Below are 19,640 nucleotides of genomic sequence, written 5' to 3' on the forward strand. Positions count from 1 at the left end.
GCCCGCCGCAGGCGGGGGGGGGGGGGGGGGGGGGGCGCCCCCCCCCCCCCCCCCCCCCCCGACCCCGCGGCCACCTCAGCTGTGTGACGTGCGGGTCCCGTCGTCCCGGTGCGCCAGCGTGGCCAGGGCGTCCTTCCAGTACCCCTCGGCGGCGGCCGCGTACCGCTCGCCGAGGATGTTCTCCTGGACCACGGTGACGCGGGTGCCGCCGTCGTCCGGCGCGAGCGTCATGCGGATCTCGTGGTAGTTCTCGGGGACGTCCTCCAGGCCGTTCAGCGGCGCGAAGTGCGTGAAGTGCAGGAGGCGGGGCCGCTCGACGGCGATCACCTCGCCCTTGTCGGCGAAGACGCGCCCGAAGAAGTGCCCCTCGAACGTGATCGGGCTGCCCGGCCGGAAGTCGGTCTCCAGGTTGGCGCCCAGCACCCACCGTGCCCCGGGGTGCATGAGCTCGGCCCACACCCGCTCCGGCGGCTCGGCGATGTGCGTGGTCGCGGTGACGGTGTGCCGCGTGGCGTCGGTGCTCATCGCTACCCCCGTTCCTCGGGACGACCGTACCGCGCCCGCGGGAAGGCGGGCGACGGTGGGTGTTCCGGCATGATGACGGCATGACTCCGGGCCAGGTTCTTGCTGGGCGCTACGAGCTGCGCGAGGCGATCGCCCGCGGCGGCATGGGCGAGGTCTGGGCCGGCCACGACCGGGTGCTGAGCCGTGAGGTGGCGCTGAAGGTGCTCGACGTCGGGGCGGCGGGCGACGCTCTGGCGGCGGAGCGGTTCCGCCGCGAGGCGACCGCGGCCGCGGCGTTGTCGCACCCCCACGTGGTTGCCGTCTACGACGCCGGCGTGGAGGGCGGCGTTGCGTTCCTCGTCATGGAGATGCTGTCGGGGCCGACGGTGGCGGGGCTCATCGAGCAGCGGGGGCAGCTCCCGGTGGAACTTGCCCTCCGGCTGGCGAGGCAGGCGGCGGAAGGGCTCGAGGCCGTCCACCAGGTCGGACTGGTGCACCGCGACGTGAAGCCGGGGAACCTGATGCTCGACCAGGGCGGGCGGCTGAAGGTGGTGGACTTCGGGATAGCGCGGCTCGCCGAGGCCACGGCGGGCCGGCTGACTGCCACGGGGAACATCATCGGCAGCGCGGCCTTCCTGTCGCCGGAGCAGGCCCGGGGCGAGGCCGCGACCGCGGCGGGCGACCTGTACTCCCTGGGCTGCGTGCTCATGGCCATGCTGACCGGGCAGCCACCCTTCCTGGCCGAGCACCCCATGGGCCTGCTGCGCCTGCACCTCGAGGAACCTCCGCCCCGGGTCCGCGACCGGCGGCCCGACGTACCGGCCTGGGTGGACGACGTCGTCGACGGTCTGCTGGCGAAGGAGCCCGGACGGCGGGCGAGCGCCGTCGCCCGGCTCCTGGGCCCGACGACGCCGCTCGACCCGACCGCCGTTCTGCCCGCCGCGTCGCCATCACCTCAGCCGCCGCCGCCTCCGCCGCCCTCGACCGAGCGCAGCGGCCTCCCGCGCCGTGCGCTGGTGCCGATCGGTGCGGGGCTCGCCGTCCTGCTCCTGCTCGCGGGACTGTGGTGGATCGCAGGCGACCGCCTGGCGGACCGGAGCCCCGGCGGCGTCGGCGGCTCCGCGGGGGAGACGTCGGCCCCCGCCGTATCGTCCGCCCCTACGACGCCGGGAGCCGGCGAGCCGGGGAGCCTGACCGCCGCCGTGGACGGGCTCCAGGACGCGGTGCGACAGGCTCGTACCGAGGGGGAGCTTGACGAGAAGGCCGCCGCGGACCTCGTGAATCAGGCCCGCGACCTCGGCAAGAAGGCCGAGGAGCAGAAGCCGGACGAGCTGGTCAAGAAGGTCGACGAGCTCGCCAGGAAGCTCGACGAGCTCGAGCGGGCCGGCGCCCTGGACGCCGCTGCGGCCGCCCGGATCCGTGAGGCGATCGACGCGGTCCGGGCGGCGGCCTGAGCCCGCAGCGCACCCGCTACTCCGCGCCGGGCGCCGCCCCGAGCGCCCCGAGCGCGCCCGCGGCGCGCCGCAGCTCCAGGACGAGGGCGCCGGCGACGAAGTAGTCCTGGTCGCTGCCCGCGCGGACGGTGCGCACGCCGCGACGCAGCTCGTCGGTGGCCGCGTCGAGGGCGTCCCGGGAGCCGGCGTCCACGCCCTCACGGCCGAGCGTCCGGAGGACCTGGGCGAGCGCCCGGAAGGCGTCGGCGGCGACGGGGCGCAGGGGCGCGCCCAGCGCCAGGTCGTCGCGGTCGCGCGTCTCCCAGGCCAGGACGAGCCGGGTGATCCCGTCCACCACGTCGGCCGCCGTCCCGAGCGCGCCCGCCCGGCGCAGCTGGGACGTGGCCCAGTCGCGGTAGCGGCGGGCCTTGCGGTTGGCGCGCACCGCCTCGCGCGCCTGCGCGACGGCCTCCCGGGCCTGGGCGCGCGTCGGTTCGATGGACCGACGCCGTTCGCGCCACTCGTCCTGCGACGGCGGCACCTCGCGGTCGAGCCCGTCCGCCAGCAGGTCGAGCTGCTCGACGAGCACGTCACGGAGCCGGTCGAGCGCGAGCTCGGACGGGGTGAGGGGGAGCGGTGGGAACGCCAGGTTCACCCCGATGCCGACGACTGCCCCGGCCGCGACGAGCCCGGCGTACGCGCCCACGAACTCGGCGGGGTCCGACGCGCCGATGATGAGCACGAACAGCGCTGACGTCACGGCCCAGCTGCCCATCTCCCCGAGGAGGTCCCACCCGGCGCAGAGGAGAGCGAGGCCGACGGCGAGCGCGATGGCTACGACGCCCGGCTCGACGGCGAGGTCGACCACGCGGGCGATGGCGGCGCCGACCAGGATGGCCGCCGCGGCCTGGAGTCCCGTCCGCGCGGAGCGGGCGAGCGTGCTGGTGGTGACCACCACGGCTCCGAGCGGCGCGTAGTAGGGGTACTCGGAGAACGGTGGTGGCGCGAGCTGGCCGAGGAACCAGGCGAGGGCCGCGGCGACGGCGCCCTTGAGGGCGACCGACCACGTGGGGTGCAGCACCCACAGCCGGTGTGCTCCCTGGGCCAGCCGGCCGGCCCGGGAGCGGCGTGCCTGCTCGAGGACTCCGTTCAGCCGTTCGTCCATCCTTGAGACGCTACGGGGCCCGGCGTGTGGTCGCCGGGTGGCTTGCCCCTCGCGCACAGCCTGGGCAGTATGTCCGGTATGGCCAGAACTGCACCGTTGCTCCGCCTGCTCAACGTCGTGCTGGCCCCCGGCCTGCGCACCCGGAGGGACCCCGACACGGTCTACGACCAGATGCTCGCCGACGCCCAACGCTCCCACGTGCCGCTCACCCCGGAGGACCTGGCCGGGCTGGACAGCCTCCGGCTCCTGCTCGCGGACCGTGCGGCGGACTCGCGCCTCAGCGCGTTCGGCTGGAAGGGCTCGCAGGACCAGGTCCGGTCGCGCGTGCTGAACCGTGCCGTCGTGCGAGAGCTCCAGGCCCTGCGGCCGGACGTGCGGGACGAGCCTGTGGACGCGCCGGTGTTCGTCGTCGGCCTGGCGCGGACGGGGACCACCCTCACGTACAACCTGATCGCCCGCTCGCCGGGCAGTCGCGGCCCGCGGCTCTGGGAGATGACCCACCCGGGCCTGCCGCGCTTGGCCGCCGAGCGGGCCCGGCTGATCGAGGAGACGCGCAAGCGGTACGCCATGGTGGCGAAGATCAACCCCGACTGGGCCGACGTGCACCCGCTCATCGCCGAGAGCGAGGAGGAGGACTTCTTCCTGCGCGCCCACAGCGAGCTGCACGCCACCTCCGGGACCCTGCCGCGCTACCTCGAGCACCTCGCGGGCGCCGACCTGACCGAGGACTACCGCTTCCTGCGCGACGCCCTGCAGGTCATGGCCGCGGGGGAGGCGCCGGACCGGTGGGTCCTCAAGCACCCTGCGGACCTCTGGCGGATGCCCGAGATCCTGCGGGCCTTCCCGGGCGCGCGGTTCGTCTGGACGCACCGCGCGCCGGCCGCCGCCGTCGCCTCGGGGTGCTCCATGGCGGAGGCCGCGCACCGGATCTTCCTGCGGCCGGGCCAGGTGGACCTGGAGCGCATCGGCCGCGACTGGCTCGCCATGGCCGCGGGGGGCGTGGCGCGGGCACTCGCCCAGCGGGCGCAGCTGCCGGACGACGCGGTGGTCGACGTGGTCTACGACGACCTGGTCGCGTCTCCCGAGACGGTGATGCGCGGCGTGTTCGACCGCCTCGGGATGGCCTGGGGCGAGACCGACGACGCGAACCTCGCCGCCGCCCTCGACCGGACCGGGCACCGCGGCCACCGCTACACCCTCGCGCGCTACGGGCTGGACGAGGAGAAGGTCGCGGCAGCGTTCGAGGGTTACCGGGTGTGAGCCGCCCGCTGTGGGTACACGTAGGGTCGCCTGGCGCGGAACAGCGACCATTCGTGTACCCACAGCGGAGGACCCATGGAGCTTGACACCAGCCCTCTGACGGTGCGCCCGGGGCCGGCCGGCCTGCGTGCCCTCGGGCGCCCGGACCTCGGGCGCCCGGACCCGGGCGGTGCCGCTGGTCGCGGGCCGGGACGCTCGCTCCTGAGCGCCGTCGTCGCGGTGGTCGCGGTGGTGGTGCCGCCCGCGTGGCTTGTCGCCACGGTCCTGGCCGACGGCGACGCGACCCTCCCGCTGGTCACGACCCTGCTCGTGTCGCCGTGGGGACTCTTGACGATCGTGCGACAGCTGGCCGCCGACCGCAGGGCGTCCGTCCTCACGCGGTTCGCCCGGGCCAACGGGCTGCGGTACCAGGCGCGGCGTACCGGCCCGCCCCTTCCCGGCACGCTGTTCGCGGCCTACCCGGACGCCCGCGTGACGGACGTGGTGAGCGGGGAGCGGGAGCGGCCGATCGAGGTGGGCAACGTCGTGGTCGTGGACCGTGCCGAGGACGAGTACCGCTGCGGGTACGTCGCCGTGCGGCTCGGCGGCGCGGGCCCGCACCTGGTGCTCGCGAGCCGTGCGGCCACCAGCCTGTTCCGCACCGCCCTCACCGGCACCGTCGACGACGGCCAGCGGCGCACGCTCGGCGGGGAGGCCGGCAGGTCGTTCACCCTCTACGCGCCCGCGGGCCTCGACGTGGCCGACGGCGGGCTCCCGCCGGAGGTGCTCGCGTCCCTCGTCGAGCACGGAGAGGGATTCGACGTCGAGATCGTGGGCGGCTGGCTGTTCCTCTACGCGGCGCGGCCCTTGTCCGTCCCCGACGCGCCCACCTGGCAACGGGTCGCCCGGCTGGTCGCGGGCCTGGTACCGGCGCTGCCGGGACTCGGCTCCCTCCCGGTGCCCGACGGCGGCGCCCGCCTCGCCCGGGAGCCCGAGTCCCGCTGGGGCTGGGTGCTGCGGTTCGGGCTGGTCGCTGCCGCGATCGCTGTTGTCGTGCTGGTGACCGGTCTGCTGACGCCCGGCGGGGCGTTCTGAGCCGCCCGTCGTGCGGAGCGGCCCCGTCGCAGGGCGGCCCCGTCAGGCGTCCTGCCGGTCCGGGCGGTCCACCTGGGCGGCGAGGCGCTCCGGCGCCTGGAGGCAGTAGGAGTCGGTGAGCAGCTCGGTGAGCTCGTCCCAGTCCGTGCCCGCATCGAGCACCAGGCCCACGACGTTGCTTCCCCACTCCGCCTTGAAGTACGGCCCGCCGAGATGAGCGAACGCCTCGACCTCGTCGGGCTCGGCGCGGAACGTGACCCGGACCAGGCCGTCCTCGCCCCCGAACACGTGCGCGACCGTGGCGTCGCTGACCTTCCAGGCCACGCCCGTCCACGCGTCGCGCTCCACGCACTGCGGGAGACGCTCGAAGATGCTGCCGAGCCGACTCACGACGTCGGCGGGGATAGGTGCTCGCTCAGCCACGGCAGGAGTCTCCCACCAGCCACCGACACGAGGACCGGCACGCGGGCGTGCCTGGAATGCCGGGCCGCTGATCTCTGGGATGCTCGCCGCGTGCTCACGCCACTGACTGCGACGGCCGCCCGGCGGCTCACGCTCGCCGCCACGCTCCTGCTCCTCGGGTACGGCTGGCTGCAGCTGCCGCTCGACCTGCTGACCTCCGGCTACTACGCCGAGACGAGGGCCGTGATGTCGGCTGCGGCCGGAGCGTCGGTCCTGCCAGGCCTCGTGCTCGCCGCGGCCGCAGTGACCCGCCGGTCGCGCACGTTCCTCCTCGTGGCGACGGTGGTGACGGGGCTGCACCTGTGCGCGGTGACCACCATGGGCGTGGTCGCGGCGGGCGGGGTGCCGTCCGGCAGCGGGTGGGCCGGGTTCGGGCAGGCTGCGGTGCAGCTCCTGCTCGGCCTGGCCGGGATCGGTCTCGCTTGGTGGGACCTGACCCGCGCCCGTCCGCGTCCGTGGGTCGGGCTGGTGCCGATCCTCCTCGCCTCGCTCGCCGGGTCCCTGGGCGTCCTCACGGCAGGTGCGTCGGCCCTGCTCCTGTACGCCCTGCTGGGCGGAGGCGGGCTCGGCCTTCTCGCGGCCGTGGGCGCTGCGGCGCTGCTGGGGCTGCCGGGCAAGGGCGCCCGCCTCGCGGGCACCGCGCTCCTCGCGTGGGTCGCGAGCGACAGCCTCCGGCCGCTCGCGACGGCGAGGGGGCCCGACGCCGTCGCCGGGCCGGGCCCGCTCCGAGCCCTGCCTCTCGCCGTGCTCGCCGCCAGCGTGGTGTGCGGCGCGGTCGCCGCGCTGCGGACTCCGCCCGAGGAGGCGGCCGCGGGCCGGACCACGGACGCCGGGGGCCGGACCCCGGCTGCCCTCGCCCCGTCCGCCGCGGGAACCGCCGGTCGGACCGCTCTCCTCGTCCCGGGAGCCGGTCTCGCCGTCGTGGTCCTGACCTTGCTGCTCGGGCTACCGAGGATGTTCGCCTACGGGCCCGGGATCCGGCCCGGCGCCGCGGGGGCCGACGTGCTGATCATGTTCCTCGCCGACGCGGCGCTGCCTGCCGCCGCCGCCCTCGTCGCCGGCGCCGCGACGTGGGGGTCCCGGCCGGTGCTCGCCGTCGCGAGCGCGTTCGCGGGCCTCGTCGCCGGGGGAGCGCTCCTCGGCGGGGTGGGCACCGGGCCGGGGGTGCTCGGCTTCGACGCGCAGCCCTACCTGCCGGTGGCCGCGTTCGCGGTGTCGCTCGGGCTCGCCTGGGCGGCAGCCGCGCACACCGGCGGCACCGCGACGGTGCTGCGCTGGGCCGCCGTCGTGCCGCCTCTGCTCCTGGTCTCCCCGCTGGCGCTGCTCGCCGACCCGTCCCGGATGGTCTACGCGCGTGACCCGACGTTCGGCACCTTCGTCGCCGAGACCGTCCCGGCGCTCGCCGCCGTCGCGGCCGCCGCCCTCCTCGGGCACGCGGGCCGGACCTCCCGGATCGTCGCGGCGGTGCTGCTCGGCGTGCTGGCGGTCTCGTCGTTCGGCGCCCTCGCCGGGGACTCCGCGATGCTCCGTCGACTCCTCCTGCTCGACGGGCTGACCGTCGCGGGTTACGCCCTGGCCTGCGCGCTGGTGATCGTGTCGGTGACGACGCCGGTGCGCGAGGTGTCCGGCTCGGGGGCGCCGTCGCGATGAGTTTCCCGGGGTCGGCTGGTCTATCCCCGTGACCAGACCGACTCAGGGAGCAACCATGGGAATCATCCAGATCGAGCTGTTCGCGACCCTCGACCTCGTGGCGCAGGCGCCCGGCGGGCCCGACGAGGACCCGGAGGGGTTCCCGTTCGGCGGCTGGCAGGCGCCGCTGCTCGACGACGTCTCCGGGGCACAGGTCGGCGCCGCGTACGAGGGCACGGACGCTCTGCTGCTCGGCCGGCGCACGTACGACATCTTCGCCGCCTACTGGCCCCGCTACGAGGGCGGCGAGGACAACACCATCGCCACGCTGTTCAACAGCATCCCCAAGTACGTCGCGTCGCGCGGGACGCCCGACCTCTCCTGGGCCGGCTCGACGCAGCTCGGCCCGGACCTGCCCGCCGCGGTGCGCGAGCTCCGTGACCGGCACGAGAACATCAAGGTGGTCGGCAGCCTGGACCTGGTGCAGACCCTCCTGCGCGAGAAGCTGTTCGACCGCCTCGACCTCTGGGTGCACCCGATCGTCCTCGGGGTCGGCAAGAAGGTGTTCGACGGCGGCGCGGTGCCCACCAACATCACGCTCCTCGAGCCGCCCGTGGCGAGTCCCCAGGGCACCGTGTACCTGCGCTACGGTCTCGCGGACGGCACGCCGGCCACGGGAGACATGGCTGCCCCCGACCGGGGCGTCGAGGGCGCCTGACGGGCCCTGCATGGCCGCGAGGTAGCGCCGGGATGAACGTTCGGTGCCGCTGCGCGCCTGCCTTCCCCGCTCGGGACAAAGTGGACCACACTGGCATGTACCAGACATCGTCCTCGAGGCGGAGGTATCACCCGAGTGGCCGCTGACACCTCGTCGGGCAGCCGTGTCGTCGCGGAGCCCGAGGTGCACGTGGTGCGGCCCCGGCCGTTCTGGCCCGGCCCCTACGGGCGGGCGGCCGGCGTGCTCCTCGGCGTCGCGCTGGTCGCGGCGGCGGTGGGCGGGGTCGCGCTGGTGGACCTCCAGAACCAGGTGACGGTGGCGGGGGCCATGTCGTCGAAGGCCGACTTCTTCGAGGACCCCCAGGTCCAGGTGGCGCTCGAACGCCACGGGTTCACCGTGACGGCTCGCCGCCTGGGTGGTTCGCGCGAGGTCGCCCAGCACATCGTCGACACCCGAGCCGAGGGCTACGACTTCGCCTTCCCGTCCGGGCGCGAGGCCTCCGAGCGGATCAGGTCGGAGCTCGAGGCCGAGGACTTCGACCTCTTCGGCAGCCCCGTGGTCCTGGGTACGGACCGTGCGCATGCCGAGGCCCTGGTGCAGGCGGGGGCGGCGGGCCGGGTCCCGGCGCGGGCCGGCGAGGAGCCGCTCTACTACACCCTCGACGTCGGCGCGTTCGTCGACCTCGGTCTGCACAAGCACCGCTGGCGGGACTACGGCATCGACAGCGGGAACCTGATCTTCGCCCGCACCTCCGGCGTGTGCGACTCGAACTCCGCGAGCTCCTGGCTCGTGCTCGCCGCCTACGCCGCGAACGGCGACCTGCCGCTCACGGACGAGACCCAGACCGCCGAGGTCGCGGCCACGCTCCGGCCGCTGTTCGCCGCCGAAGGCCTCGCGGGCGAGGACCTCGGCGCCAACTTCTGGCGCGGCACCGGCTCGGAGGACGCCCCGGTGGTGGTCATGTACGAGCACCAGTACCTCAAGGAGCAGATCGCCCTGCGGGCGGCGGGGCAGCCGCTCGACCTGGACCGGGTGCTGCTGTACCCGGACCCCACGTTCCGGTCGCACCCCGAGCTGCTCGCGTTCACCGACGACGGCAAGGCGCTCGGCGAGCTGCTCGCCACGGATCCCGGCCTCCGGAGCCTGATGATCGAGCTCGGCTACCGGGTCTACGACGACGGCCCGGGCGAGGCCGCCGGGACCGAGGTCCTCTTCGACCGGCTCGCCGAGCTCGGCGTGCCCCAGCCTCCTGAGGAGGGCGGGACCCTGGTGGAGTTCCCCACGGACTACGCCGCGCTGGCGGAGCTGACGATGGGCGGTTGCTCGTGAGGGCACCGGGACGTGGGGTGGTGGCGACCGCCGTCGCTGTCGTGCTCTGCGTCCTGGCGGCGTGCACGTCGGCGCCGCGACCGGGTCCGACGGTGCTGCGGGTGGTCGCGAGCTCGGAGCTTGCCGACCTGGGGCCCGTTCTCGACGCGCTGGAGGAGGACACGGGGGTGCGGCTGGACCTCGACACCCAGGGCACGCTCGCCGCCGCCCGGGAGCTGCGTTCCGGCGACCACGACCTGGCGTGGCTCGCGTCCGACGTCGAGCTGCGGCTGGAGGGCGGTGCCTGGCCCGACGACGAGCCGCTCCCGCCCGCTGAGCCGGTCATGCGCACTCCCGTCGTCGTCGGTCTCCGGCCCGACGCCGCCGCGGCGCTCCGGGCGACGGCGCAGGATCCCGCGCACCTGACCTGGGCCGACGTCGCCGACGCGGCCGCTGCCGGGACCGTGCAGTTCGGCCTCGCAGACCCGAGGAGCAGCTTCAGCGGGCTGGCTGCGCTCGTGGGCGTGGCGACCGCAGCCGCCCAGACGGGGACCGCGCTCCAGCCGGGGGACCTGGAGTGCAGCCGTATCGAGGGGTTCTTCAGCGGGCAGACGCTGTCGGCCCCGTCGTCGCAGGAGCTCGTGGACGCGTACGCGCGCGACGTGGCCGACGCCGGCAGCGACGTCGACGCGCTCATCGGGTACGAGTCCGTGCTGCTGGGCCTGTCCGAGGAGCTCGCCGAACCGCTGGAGCTGGTCCGGCCGTACGACGGCACCGTCATGGCCGACTACCCGCTCATGCTGCTCGACGAGCGCCACCGCGAGGAGTACGAGACGGTCGTGGACTGGCTCACGAGCGACCGCGGGCAGCGGCTGATCATGGAGGAGACCCGGCGGCGGCCGGTCTCCCGGGAGGTCCCGCTGTCGCCCGAGCTCGCCGTCGACACGGGAAGCGTGCTGAGCTTCCCCGCCGAGGCGGCCACGGTGGACGCGCTCGTCGCGGCCTACGAGGCGCGCACCCCACGGCGCACGATCTTCGTCCTGGACTTCTCCGGCTCGATGCGCGGCGAGCGCATCGAGGGCCTGCGGCAGGCGCTCGCCGGGCTGAGCGGTGGCGACCGCTCGGCCGACGGGCGATGGGTCCGCTTCTACCAGGGGGAGAAGCTGACGATCGTGCGGTTCGGCGACGGCGTGCTCAGCGAGCGGGAGTTCGTCGTGGGCGGCGAGGGCACGCTGGCCGAGCTGAACGCGTTCGTGGCCGAGGACCTGTTCGCGGAGAGCACCGCCGTCTGGTCGGCGCTCGACCACGGCTACGCCCTCGCCGCGCAGAGCCTCGCGGCCGAGCCGGACCGGCCGGTCCTGATCATGCTGCTCACCGACGGCGAGAACAACGCGGGCATGAGCCTCGACGACTTCATGGCGAGGTACCGGTCGCTGCCCGACGACGTCCGCGCGGTGCCGACCTTCACGGTCCGGTACGGCGACGCCGACGAGGCGGAGCTGCAGCGGGTCGCGGACGAGACCGGCGGGCGTCGGCTCGACGCCGACCCGGCCTCCCTGCGGGCTGCGTTCCAGGAGGCCCGCGGCTGCGAGGGGGACCACGGATGACCACGGTGATCGTGGCCGCTTCGGTGGCCCTGGCCGCGCTGCTCGGGACCGCGCTGTGCGTGGCCCTCTACCGTCGCGCGGAGCGGCGGGTGGCGGCGCCCCCGCTCGACAGCGCCTGCCTCTACCTGGATGAGAACCAGGTTCTCGAGCACTACCGGCAGCTGAGCCGGGACGTCCAGCGAGAGGTGGAGAAGACCGTCCGCCGGGCCGGGCGGGTGCGGCTCGAACCGCCGTCGGCGCCGGGTTCGGGCGCGGGTGCGGAGCACTCCGAGCAGCTGGTCGTGAAGGCGCTGGAGTCCGACCAGCCGATGGCCGTGCTCCAGCCGGTGATCCGCTCGCTGCAGGAACGCGGGCGCCTCGTGCACGTCGACCTGGAGACGCTCAGGATGCGGCTCGACCGGCAGGCGGCCCGGTACTTCCCGGAGCCGGTGGAGCGTCTGAGCGAGCTGGCGCTGGACCAGTACGTCGTGCTGACGGGCCGGTTCGAGGTGAGCGAGAAGGACGGTAGGCCCCAGGCCCTGGAGGGCGTGCTCGGCCCGCACCCGTCGGGTGAGGCGATGGCGCGCGTGAAGGTGGACGGTCCGTTCCGCCGCAAGGCCGGGACACGGCTCCGGGCGCGGTGCGTCGGCCGCGTCCAGGAGTGGGACGCCAAGCACGGGATCCTTGTCGTGGACCCCGTGCTGGCGATCTTCCACTGATCGCGCGCGCCGCCGGCCCGGGCGGGATGCCCGTGATGATCACCCTTGTCCCCGGTGCGGTGCGCTGCCACCATGGCCCACATGCCGACGCGGGACATCGACGACCTGCTCTTCATCGCCGCGGACCCTTACGCGAGGCGGCGCGGTGACGCCCTGATGGCGCTCGCCCACGTGGACGACCCTCGGGTCGAGGCCGTGGTGCTCAGCGCGCTGTCCGACCCGATGCTGGACAGCGGCGCGCTGAACGGCGCCGTGCTCGCCGCCGGCGAGCAGCGGCTCACCCGCGCCTGGGCTCTGGTGGAGCGGGTCCTGCGCAGCGAGAACCCGATCGACCGGACGGTCGCCATGGTGGCCCTCGCGGCGATCGCACCCGACCGTGCGCTGCCCCACGCCCGCCGGCTCCTGTCCACCGACAAGGACCCGACGGTGCGTGCCAAGGGTGCGCAGTGCCTGTCCGTCGCGACGGACGCCGGCACGATCGACCTGCTGATCCGTGCGCTCGACGACCCGGCCACGGAGGTGCGGCAGGCCGCGGCCCGCTCGCTGGGGGAGATCGGCGACGTGCGCGCGTACGCGCCGCTGCTCAAGAAGGGCGGCGTGCTGGCGCGGGTCCGCGGCCTCTTCAGCAGCGATACCGCCTTCATCGGCGTGGTGCGCGACGCGATGCGGGCGATCGAGGAGAAGCATCCCGAGCTGCGCGGCTGAGCGGGGTGCGGGGCGCCGGCGTCAGTGGCCGACCGTAGGCTTCCCGGCATGTCTGAGCTGTCGTTGCAGGTGCTGCCCGACCGGTTCGTCCTGGAGCACCAGGCCGGTGCGGTCTTTCCCGAGGACGACGAGTGGGTCGCGCTCGTGCGCGCGCCGGAGGGGCTGACGGTGCTGCGGCACGCCTCCCCCTTCGCGCCCGACGGCGAACGCTGGGCCGGCCTCTACGGTGACCCACGACGGGCGCGCGTGGCGGGGGTGCTCGCGTCGGTCGTCGGGCCGCTCGCGGAGGCGGGGATCGAGGCGCTCGTGTCGTCGACGTTCCACGCCGACCTCGTCCTGGTCCCGGAGGACCGGCTGGAGGCGGCGGTCGACGTCCTGCGGGAGGCGGGCCACCCGGTGGACGCCAAGGCCGTCGGCGGCTCGCGGCGCTAGCGGGCGGCAGGGCTCACCACGACCAGCCGCGCGAGCTGAGCTCGAGCTCCTCGCGCAGCCGCTCCTCGGCGGCGGCCCGCTCGTCGGCACGCAGGGGCGCCGCCCGCGTGGGCAGGCCGGCGAGACGGCAGGCCTCGCGCAGCAGGGCGTCGTACGCGCCCTGCGCCGCGAACCAGTGGTGCGCCCGCGCATAGACGCCGGGGTCTTCCTCGACGCGGCGCAGCTCGGCGGCCAGCTCGCCGAGCCGCACCTGGAGGCGCAGCGTGACCAGCGGGTCGGGCACCGGCTCGTGCCGGGCCGGGAAGAAGCTCCAGGTCATGTGCTCACCGCCGCGTCGTCGTCGGCAGAAGGAGGTCGGTTCCAGCCTAGGCGGGCGACGCCGTGAAAGCCATGGCCACGCCGCCTGCGAGGCTCCACCTCCGGCGGGGCAGGCTCACGGCCGGCGCGCACCCGGGAAGCCGGTCCAGCGCAGCCCGGCGGGCAGGTGGCTCATGTCGTTGAACGTCACGACGCCGGGTGGCAGCCCGGGGCGCAGCTCGATCACCGTCAGCGCCGTGTTGCCGCTGTCCAGCCCGAGCCAGCGGGCGGGCGGCGCGCCGAGGGCGTGCCGCACCATCCAGGCGACCTGGAAGCCGTGCGTGATCAGCACCTCGTGCGTGTCCTGGTCCGGGGCCGGCACGTCGAGGAAGCGGGCGACCAGCCGCTCGGCGGTGCGGTGCCCGGCCTCCGCCTCAGCGGCGTCGTACCCGTCGAAGAACCCGGCCCACGGCCCCGGCACCTCGTCCGGGCCGGGGACGTAGGGCACGTGGTCCACGAGCTCGGCCGCCACCGTCACCGGCGTGCCCGGCGGCAGGTGGCGGGCGACCTCCCGTGCGCTGGCCGCGGCGCGAGGGAACGGCGAGTGCCGCACCACGTCCACACGGACGGCGGCGAGGCGCTCGCCCAGCAGCCCGGCCTGCCGCCGTCCGACGTCGGTCAGCTCGCCGAACGCGTCGGCCTCACCGTGGCGGGCGACATACAGGTGGCGGGTTCCCATGAGGGTCCTCTCAGGTGCGGGTGACGGTGCCGGCGGCGCCGTCGACGCTCACCCGGTCGCCGTCGCGCAGGGTCGTGGTGACGTCGGCGACGCCCAGGACGGCCGGGATGCGGAGCTCCCGGGCGACGATCGCCGCGTGCGACAGCACGCCGCCGGCCTGGGTGACGACCGCTGCGGCGATGCGCAGCAGCGGGGTCCAGGCGGGATCGGTGAAGGGGCACACCAGGACGTCCCCCGGGCGCACGCGGGAGAAGTCGGCGGGCTCGCGGACCACCCGCACGGTGCCGGTCGCGACCCCGGAGCTGCCGGGCGTCCCGGTGAGGGCGCCGGGCGGGGTGGCACGGGCGTCGTCGGGCGTCGGGAGAGCCGCCGTGACCGGGCGGGCCTGCAGGACCCAGGCGCGCCCGCCCGCGACAGCCCACTCGACGTCCTGCGGACCGCCCACCACCTCCGCGACCCGCCGGCCGAGGCGGGCGAGGCCGGCGGCCGTCGCGTCGTCGAGCGCGGGGCGCTCGCGGTCGGCGGCGGGGACGGGCTGCGGGCCGTCGCGGTCGACGAGGGTGCGCTTGTCGGCGACGACGCTCGTGACGGACCCGTCGGGGGCGACCTGGTAGGTGTCGGGGGACACGGTTCCGCCGACCACGCTGGGGCCCAGGCCCCAGGACGCCTCGATCACGGTGGGCTCGCCGTGCGCCGAGGGGGTGAAGAGGACACCTGCGGCGTCGGCGTCGATCAGCGGCTGGACCAGGACCGCCATCGCTGGGCTGCCCGTCCCGCGGTACGCCGTCGCGCGGTACGCCGTCCCGCGGTACGCCGTCGCGCGGTCGGAGCGGAGCGACGCCCAGCAGGACCGGACCGCGCGGGCGACCTGGTCCGGGCCGTCGGCTCCCAGGACCGTCTCGTACTGACCGGCCGCGGACCCGCCCGCGGTGTCCTCGTCGGACGCTGACGACCGCACCGCGACCGGGACGTCGCCGAGGTCGCGGAGCCCTCGGGCGAGGGCGTCCTGGAGCCCGCGGGGAAGCGGAGCACCCGGGCTGCCGCCGGCCTCCCGGTGCACGGCGAACGGGACCACGAACCCGTCGGGGACCGGCAGGCCAGCCCGCAGCAGGGTGCCGAGCGTGGCCGCCTTGCCGCCACAGGTCCCGGCCGTGGCGTCGGAAAGCCCGACGAGCATGGTCCGCCCTTCAACACGATATTGACAACAATGTGTTGATTCTGCAGGGTCGTACCCATGGCACGCAAGCACGACGACACCGCGACCGCCGACCAGGCCCGGGCGGCCCGCGAGCAGGAGGCGCAGCGACACCTCGTGGGTCTCGGCGCGGGCCGCCTGGCGGCGCGGCCCTGGCGGCCCAGCCCCGTCCCGCCGTCGGCCGTGGACCTGGCGCACTACGCGCTGTGGCGCTCCGCGGAGCTCGACCCGGAGGACCTGCTCAGCGCCCTCGCGCTGCTTCCTGCGGCGCGCGCGGAGGTCGACGGGCTCGAGGCGGGGCTGCTGTTCACCGCCCGCGCCGCGGGCCTCACCTGGGCGCGGATCGCCGACGCGATGGGGTACGGCTCGCCGCAGGCCTGCCAGCAACGCTACGACCGGCTCACGAGCCGCACGGGGAGCGGCTCGTGATCCTCGTCCTGCACGCGGTGCGGATCCTCGGGTTCGCCGACACGGTGACGGTGGCCCGACGGTTCGGCCTCGACCCGGACGAGACGGCGTCCCTGCTGCTCGACGACGAGGCGCGGGGCTGGGTGACGTACTCCGCGTTCGGCGGGGTCGGCGGCTGGTCGCTGACAGGGGCCGGGCGGGCCGAGAACGAGCGAGGCCTCGCGGCGTCGCTGGACTCGGCGGGCGCCCGGCCGGAGGTCGCCGCGGTCTACCGGGAGTTCCTGCCGCTCAACGGCCGCCTCCAGCGGGCGTGCACCGACTGGCAGCTCCGGCCCGGCCCCGGCGACCCGCTCGCCGCGAACGACCACACAGACAGGGCCTGGGACGAGGGCGTCCTCGACGAGCTCACCGCCGTCGGGTCCGCGCTCGCCCCGCTCGCAGACCGGCTCGAGGCGGTCCAGCCGCGCTTCGCCGGATACCGGGACAGGTATGACGCCGCCCTCCGGCGGGCGCGGGCCGGAGAGGCCGGCTGGGTCGACCGGACCGACGTGGACTCCTGCCACCGCGTCTGGTTCGAGCTCCACGAGGACCTGGTCGCGACGCTCGGGATCGACCGTGGTGCGGAGGTCAGCCCGTGAAGGGGTTGTCCTTGACGGTCGACAGGTCCGACTCGAGGCGGTGGTCGCCGCCGTCGCCGTCGGCGTCGACCTCCTCCAGGAGGATGAGGACGTTCCGGATCCGGCGCTCCGTCGTGATCCGGATGCTGTCCGAGACGTAGGCCGTGCCGCAGCCGTTGGTGTCCGCATTGACCCGGCGGGTCGAGCCGCCGTCGCTCATGAAGGTGATGACGGCGTACAGGTAGGCCCCCTCGCCGTCGCCGGGGCACGCGTCACGCACGCGTGACGACACCGTGAAGCTCGTCGCGCTGTGGAACGTGACCGACCCGTCGGCGTACGCCGTGCCGTCGGTCGACGAGTGGACGGGCAGCGTGTTGAGGTTGAACCCCTGGGCGGCGCTCGCGGGCGCCGCCGACCCGATGGTGAATGCGAGCGCGGCCGTCGCGGCGGTGAGGGTCCCTGCGAGGCCCTTGCGTACCTGTGTCATCTCTCTCCCCTGGGTGTGCGGAGCCGCGCTGGGCGCCGGCGACGGCCGGTGCGGGGGACCTTGCTCTTGGTGACGCCGTACTTCCGGACGCCGTGGGAAGGACCCGTGTGCCTCTGGCTGTGTCACTCCTGGTCGACAATGTCACGCAGGGTGACCATCCGTACTCACGACATGTTCCTCAGCGGCCGGGCCTCCTGGTCGCACCGTCCCTGCCGGACCTGCAGGGGCGATCCGACGGGAGCCCCGGCGGAGGTACAGCTCGGCGACCACCAGGTTGGGCACCCAGGCGAGAAACGTGACGAGCGCGTAGGCCCGCTCGAAGGCGACGTCGCCCGGCACGCCGAGCGCGTCCTGGCCGCCCAGGAGAAGCAGGAGCCACAGCCGCAGCATCACCCCGCCGTAGGTCAGGGCGAAGCCCCGCACCATCCACCGCCGGTGCGCCGCGACGTCACGACGGCGGATCGCGAGAAGGGCGAGCACCGGGAACGTCACCCACAGCGCGCCGAGCAGACCGAACCCGGCCGTGCCGACCGCGCCGGCCTCGTTGACCGTCGACAGCACCATCCCGGACAGGCCGCCCACGACCATGGCCGCGATCACCACCCGCCCCACGGCGCGGTGCAGGCGCGGCGACCGGGCCCGTACCCGGGCGGCGAGCTGCAGCGGCGACAGGGCGAGCGCGATCCCGCCGGCCACCACATGGACGTAGAACGCCGCCTGGATCATGGGCGGGCGGGCGACATAGTTCGACGCGAGGCCGGCGTCCGAGCTCCCGGCGAGCGAGGACAGAGAGCTGGTGAGGTACGGGAGCGGCGCGAAGACCGCGATCACGACCGAGGTCAGCGCGAACCAGGCGAACCACGCCCGAGCCGGACGAGTGGACCGGACGCGTGCGACGTCAGCAGACATGGGTACTCCCAGGGAGAGCGGATGATGCGTCAGACGCTAGAAGCCCGCCCAGGTCGACCGCGCCCTCCACACGGGTCGGCCCCGTACCCGCATCCGGGGGAGCGTGACTACCCCGGATGGGGGAGATTCCGCCGTCGGCCGACGCGGCTCTGGTGGCGACCCACGATCGTGGCGCAGGATGCAGCATGCCCTCCGCGCCCGCCCGGCGGCACCCCACCTGGACCGTCGCCGCGTTCCTGCTCGCCGTGGCGATCATCCTCAGCGGGCTGAGCCCACTCGCTCCCGACGACACCTCGTACCGGGAGACCGATGCCCGTGCGATCACGTTCGTCGCACTGTCGATGCTGTCGCTGGCCGGACTGCGCCGGGCGCCCCTCGCGGTCCTCGCCGTCACGGCGGCAGTCGTGGTGCTCAACACCGCGGCCGGCTACACCGTGGCCGCCGTGCAGTGGCCCGTCTGGATCGCCCTCTACGCGTGCTTCGCCGCACCCCGGCGCGGGCTGCGCGTCCCGGCCCTCGTCGTGACAGGGCTCGGCGTCGCCGGCTACGCACTGTTCTCACGCGACCCCGGCACGACCCAGGACCTGGCGAGCATCACCCTCTGCGTCCTCTTCGCGACGGTCACCGGCGAGGTGGTCCACGCGCGACGCGTCCGGACGGAAGCCGTCGAGGCGCGGCTGAGGAGCGAGCGGCGCGAGCGCGACGCGCAGGCCGAGCGGGCCGTCGAGGCCGAGCGGGCCCGGTGGGCCCGTGACCTGCACGACGCGCTCGGGCACGCCGTCAACGTGATGGTGCTGCAGGCGGGAGTCGCGCGCCGCGTGTTCCACGACAACCCCGTATTCGCGCAGGAGGCGCTCGGGCACGTGGAGACCGTGGGCCGCGAGGCGCTGCAGCGGCTCGACCTGCTCCTCCGAGCCGACCCGGACGCCTCGGACGGCGCCGACGACGACCTCCACCTCCTGGCGGAGCGGGTCCGCGCCACCGGCCGGACGGTCCGGCTCGACCTGCCCAGCATCGACCTGGACCAGGGGACGTCACGGACGCTCAACCTCATCGTCCAGGAGGCCCTGACGAACGCGCTCAAGCACGCCACCGGACCCATCCACGTCACGGCCGCGGAGGCCGAGGGGTGGATCGTCGCCGAGGTGCGCAGCACCGGCACCCGGCCCACCCCACCAGAACACGTACCCGGGCACGGGCTGGCGAACATGCGGGAGCGCGCCCGCCTCGAGGGCGGCACCCTCGAGGCCGGCCCCGACGACGACGGCTTCCGCGTGCGGGCCACGCTGCCCCTGAGGAAGCCCGCCGAACGGACCGCCCCGTGACCACCGTGCTCCTCGTCGACGACGACGCCCTCGTCCGCGGCGGCCTGCGCGTGCTCGTCGACGCCGAGCCCGACCTCACCGTCGTCGGAGAGGCCACCGACGGGGTAGCCGGCGTCGACCTCGCCCGCCGCCTGCGGCCCGACGTCGTCCTCATGGACATCCGCATGCCCGCCCGGGACGGCATCTCCGCCACCCGGGAGATCGTCTCCTGGCCCGCGCCGCGCCCGTCCGTGCTCGTCCTCACCACCTTCGACCTCGACGACGTGGTCGACGACGCCATCGGCGCCGGCGCCGACGGCTTCCTCCTCAAACGAGCCACCCCCGACGAGCTCGTCGCCGGCATCCGCACCGTCGCCGCAGGCGACGCGCTGCTCTCGCCGGCCGTCACCCGGCGTCTCTTCCGGCTCCACGCCCGCCGGCGGCCCGCCGCCCCCGGCATTACCCTCACCGGCCGCGAGGCCGACGTGCTGCGGGCGCTCGCGGCGGGCCGGACCACCACCGAGATGGCGGCGGCCATGTTCATCTCCGCGGAGACGGTCCGCACGCACGTCAAGCACCTTCTGGCCAAGCTCGACGTCCGGGACCGCACCCAGGCGGTGGTCTGGGCCTACCGCAGCGGCTTCATGGATCGTGCCCCCGAGGAGGGCGCCGTCCGGGACGGCTGACGG

General features: G+C 74.9%; 22 protein-coding genes. 14 read left to right on the plus strand and 8 right to left on the minus strand.

Translation table 11 applies throughout. The annotated features are described in order from the left end of the window. Nucleotides 1-75: 75 nt before the first annotated feature. Nucleotides 76-525: an SRPBCC family protein gene (locus AC060K_RS14425; RefSeq protein WP_483766092.1), complete on the minus strand. Its 450-nt coding sequence runs from the start codon at nt 523-525 to the stop codon at nt 76-78. A gap of 80 nt (nt 526-605) precedes the next feature. On the opposite strand from AC060K_RS14425, the gene AC060K_RS14430 reads away from it, so the two are divergent. Then, nucleotides 606-1,958 (plus strand): serine/threonine-protein kinase, encoded by a 1,353-nt coding sequence (locus AC060K_RS14430; RefSeq protein WP_483766093.1) that lies wholly within the window; start codon nt 606-608, stop codon nt 1,956-1,958. A 16-nt stretch (nt 1,959-1,974) separates the two neighbouring features. On the opposite strand, the gene AC060K_RS14435 is transcribed toward AC060K_RS14430, so the two are convergent. Beyond that, the gene (locus AC060K_RS14435; protein WP_483766094.1) at nt 1,975-3,102 is read right to left on the minus strand and encodes an FUSC family protein; all 1,128 of its coding nucleotides are present in this window, start codon (nt 3,100-3,102) and stop codon (nt 1,975-1,977) included. A 78-nt stretch (nt 3,103-3,180) separates the two neighbouring features. On the opposite strand from AC060K_RS14435, the gene AC060K_RS14440 reads away from it, so the two are divergent. Both AC060K_RS14440 and AC060K_RS14445 read left to right on the plus strand, forming a co-directional pair. After that, the gene (locus AC060K_RS14440) at nt 3,181-4,362 is read left to right on the plus strand and encodes a sulfotransferase family protein (protein WP_483766095.1); all 1,182 of its coding nucleotides are present in this window, start codon (nt 3,181-3,183) and stop codon (nt 4,360-4,362) included. Between the two features lie 75 nt (nt 4,363-4,437). Beyond that, nucleotides 4,438-5,436: a hypothetical protein gene (locus AC060K_RS14445; protein WP_483766096.1), complete on the plus strand. Its 999-nt coding sequence runs from the start codon at nt 4,438-4,440 to the stop codon at nt 5,434-5,436. Between the two features lie 42 nt (nt 5,437-5,478). On the opposite strand, the gene AC060K_RS14450 is transcribed toward AC060K_RS14445, so the two are convergent. After that, nucleotides 5,479-5,859, minus strand: a complete 381-nt coding sequence (locus tag AC060K_RS14450; protein WP_483766097.1) for an MmcQ/YjbR family DNA-binding protein — start codon at nt 5,857-5,859, stop codon at nt 5,479-5,481. Between the two features lie 90 nt (nt 5,860-5,949). On the opposite strand from AC060K_RS14450, the gene AC060K_RS14455 reads away from it, so the two are divergent. The 7 genes from AC060K_RS14455 (at nt 5,950) to AC060K_RS14485 (ending at nt 12,995) form a co-directional block, all read left to right on the plus strand. Beyond that, nucleotides 5,950-7,548, plus strand: a complete 1,599-nt coding sequence (locus AC060K_RS14455) for a hypothetical protein (RefSeq protein WP_483766098.1) — start codon at nt 5,950-5,952, stop codon at nt 7,546-7,548. Between the two features lie 55 nt (nt 7,549-7,603). Next, a complete protein-coding gene (locus tag AC060K_RS14460; RefSeq protein ID WP_483766099.1) occupies nt 7,604-8,245 on the plus strand; it encodes a dihydrofolate reductase family protein in 642 nt (213 codons plus the stop codon). A gap of 135 nt (nt 8,246-8,380) precedes the next feature. Further along, entirely contained in the window at nt 8,381-9,574 is a 1,194-nt protein-coding gene (locus AC060K_RS14465) for a hypothetical protein (RefSeq protein WP_483766100.1), read from the plus strand. A gap of 20 nt (nt 9,575-9,594) precedes the next feature. Then, nucleotides 9,595-11,160 carry a VWA domain-containing protein gene (locus AC060K_RS14470; protein WP_483766101.1) on the plus strand — a complete coding sequence of 522 codons (1,566 nt, stop codon included), beginning with the start codon at nt 9,595-9,597 and terminating at the stop codon, nt 11,158-11,160. Further along, nucleotides 11,157-11,858 carry a hypothetical protein gene (locus tag AC060K_RS14475; RefSeq protein WP_483766102.1) on the plus strand — a complete coding sequence of 234 codons (702 nt, stop codon included), beginning with the start codon at nt 11,157-11,159 and terminating at the stop codon, nt 11,856-11,858. The genes AC060K_RS14470 and AC060K_RS14475 overlap by 4 nt, the downstream gene beginning before the upstream one ends. Before the next feature lie 81 nt (nt 11,859-11,939). After that, entirely contained in the window at nt 11,940-12,563 is a 624-nt protein-coding gene (locus AC060K_RS14480) for a HEAT repeat domain-containing protein (RefSeq protein ID WP_483766103.1), read from the plus strand. Between the two features lie 48 nt (nt 12,564-12,611). Further along, the gene (locus AC060K_RS14485) at nt 12,612-12,995 is read left to right on the plus strand and encodes an ACT domain-containing protein (RefSeq protein WP_483766104.1); all 384 of its coding nucleotides are present in this window, start codon (nt 12,612-12,614) and stop codon (nt 12,993-12,995) included. A 13-nt stretch (nt 12,996-13,008) separates the two neighbouring features. On the opposite strand, the gene AC060K_RS14490 is transcribed toward AC060K_RS14485, so the two are convergent. The 3 genes from AC060K_RS14490 to AC060K_RS14500 form a co-directional block, all read right to left on the minus strand. Next, on the minus strand, nt 13,009-13,314 hold the full coding sequence (locus tag AC060K_RS14490) for a hypothetical protein (RefSeq protein ID WP_483766105.1): 306 nt from the start codon (nt 13,312-13,314) through the stop codon (nt 13,009-13,011). Nucleotides 13,315-13,428: 114 nt separating this feature from the next. Next, nucleotides 13,429-14,031, minus strand: a complete 603-nt coding sequence (locus AC060K_RS14495; RefSeq protein ID WP_483766106.1) for a histidine phosphatase family protein — start codon at nt 14,029-14,031, stop codon at nt 13,429-13,431. 10 nt (nt 14,032-14,041) lie between these two features. After that, nucleotides 14,042-15,208, minus strand: a complete 1,167-nt coding sequence (locus AC060K_RS14500; RefSeq protein ID WP_483766107.1) for a PEP/pyruvate-binding domain-containing protein — start codon at nt 15,206-15,208, stop codon at nt 14,042-14,044. Between the two features lie 57 nt (nt 15,209-15,265). Here AC060K_RS14500 and AC060K_RS14505 point away from each other — a divergent pair, with 57 nt between their 5' ends. Both AC060K_RS14505 and AC060K_RS14510 read left to right on the plus strand, forming a co-directional pair. Beyond that, nucleotides 15,266-15,655: a DNA-binding protein gene (locus AC060K_RS14505; RefSeq protein ID WP_483766108.1), complete on the plus strand. Its 390-nt coding sequence runs from the start codon at nt 15,266-15,268 to the stop codon at nt 15,653-15,655. Next, nucleotides 15,652-16,272: a transcriptional regulator gene (locus AC060K_RS14510; RefSeq protein WP_483766109.1), complete on the plus strand. Its 621-nt coding sequence runs from the start codon at nt 15,652-15,654 to the stop codon at nt 16,270-16,272. Before AC060K_RS14505 ends, AC060K_RS14510 begins: the two co-directional genes overlap by 4 nt. Here AC060K_RS14510 and AC060K_RS14515 read toward each other — a convergent pair. Both AC060K_RS14515 and AC060K_RS14520 read right to left on the minus strand, forming a co-directional pair. Further along, the gene (locus AC060K_RS14515) at nt 16,262-16,738 is read right to left on the minus strand and encodes a hypothetical protein (RefSeq protein ID WP_483766110.1); all 477 of its coding nucleotides are present in this window, start codon (nt 16,736-16,738) and stop codon (nt 16,262-16,264) included. The genes AC060K_RS14510 and AC060K_RS14515 overlap by 11 nt on opposite strands. 141 nt (nt 16,739-16,879) lie before the next feature. Continuing rightward, the gene (locus tag AC060K_RS14520; RefSeq protein ID WP_483766111.1) at nt 16,880-17,647 is read right to left on the minus strand and encodes a DUF2306 domain-containing protein; all 768 of its coding nucleotides are present in this window, start codon (nt 17,645-17,647) and stop codon (nt 16,880-16,882) included. Nucleotides 17,648-17,832: 185 nt separating this feature from the next. On the opposite strand from AC060K_RS14520, the gene AC060K_RS14525 reads away from it, so the two are divergent. Together AC060K_RS14525 and AC060K_RS14530 are read left to right on the plus strand one after the other, a co-directional pair. Then, nucleotides 17,833-18,972 carry a sensor histidine kinase gene (locus tag AC060K_RS14525; RefSeq protein ID WP_483766112.1) on the plus strand — a complete coding sequence of 380 codons (1,140 nt, stop codon included), beginning with the start codon at nt 17,833-17,835 and terminating at the stop codon, nt 18,970-18,972. Further along, a complete protein-coding gene (locus tag AC060K_RS14530) occupies nt 18,969-19,637 on the plus strand; it encodes a response regulator (protein ID WP_483766113.1) in 669 nt (222 codons plus the stop codon). The genes AC060K_RS14525 and AC060K_RS14530 overlap by 4 nt, the downstream gene beginning before the upstream one ends. The last annotated feature ends 3 nt before the right edge of the window (nt 19,638-19,640 follow it).

This window comes from Antribacter sp. NEAU-D49, assembly GCF_057158775.1.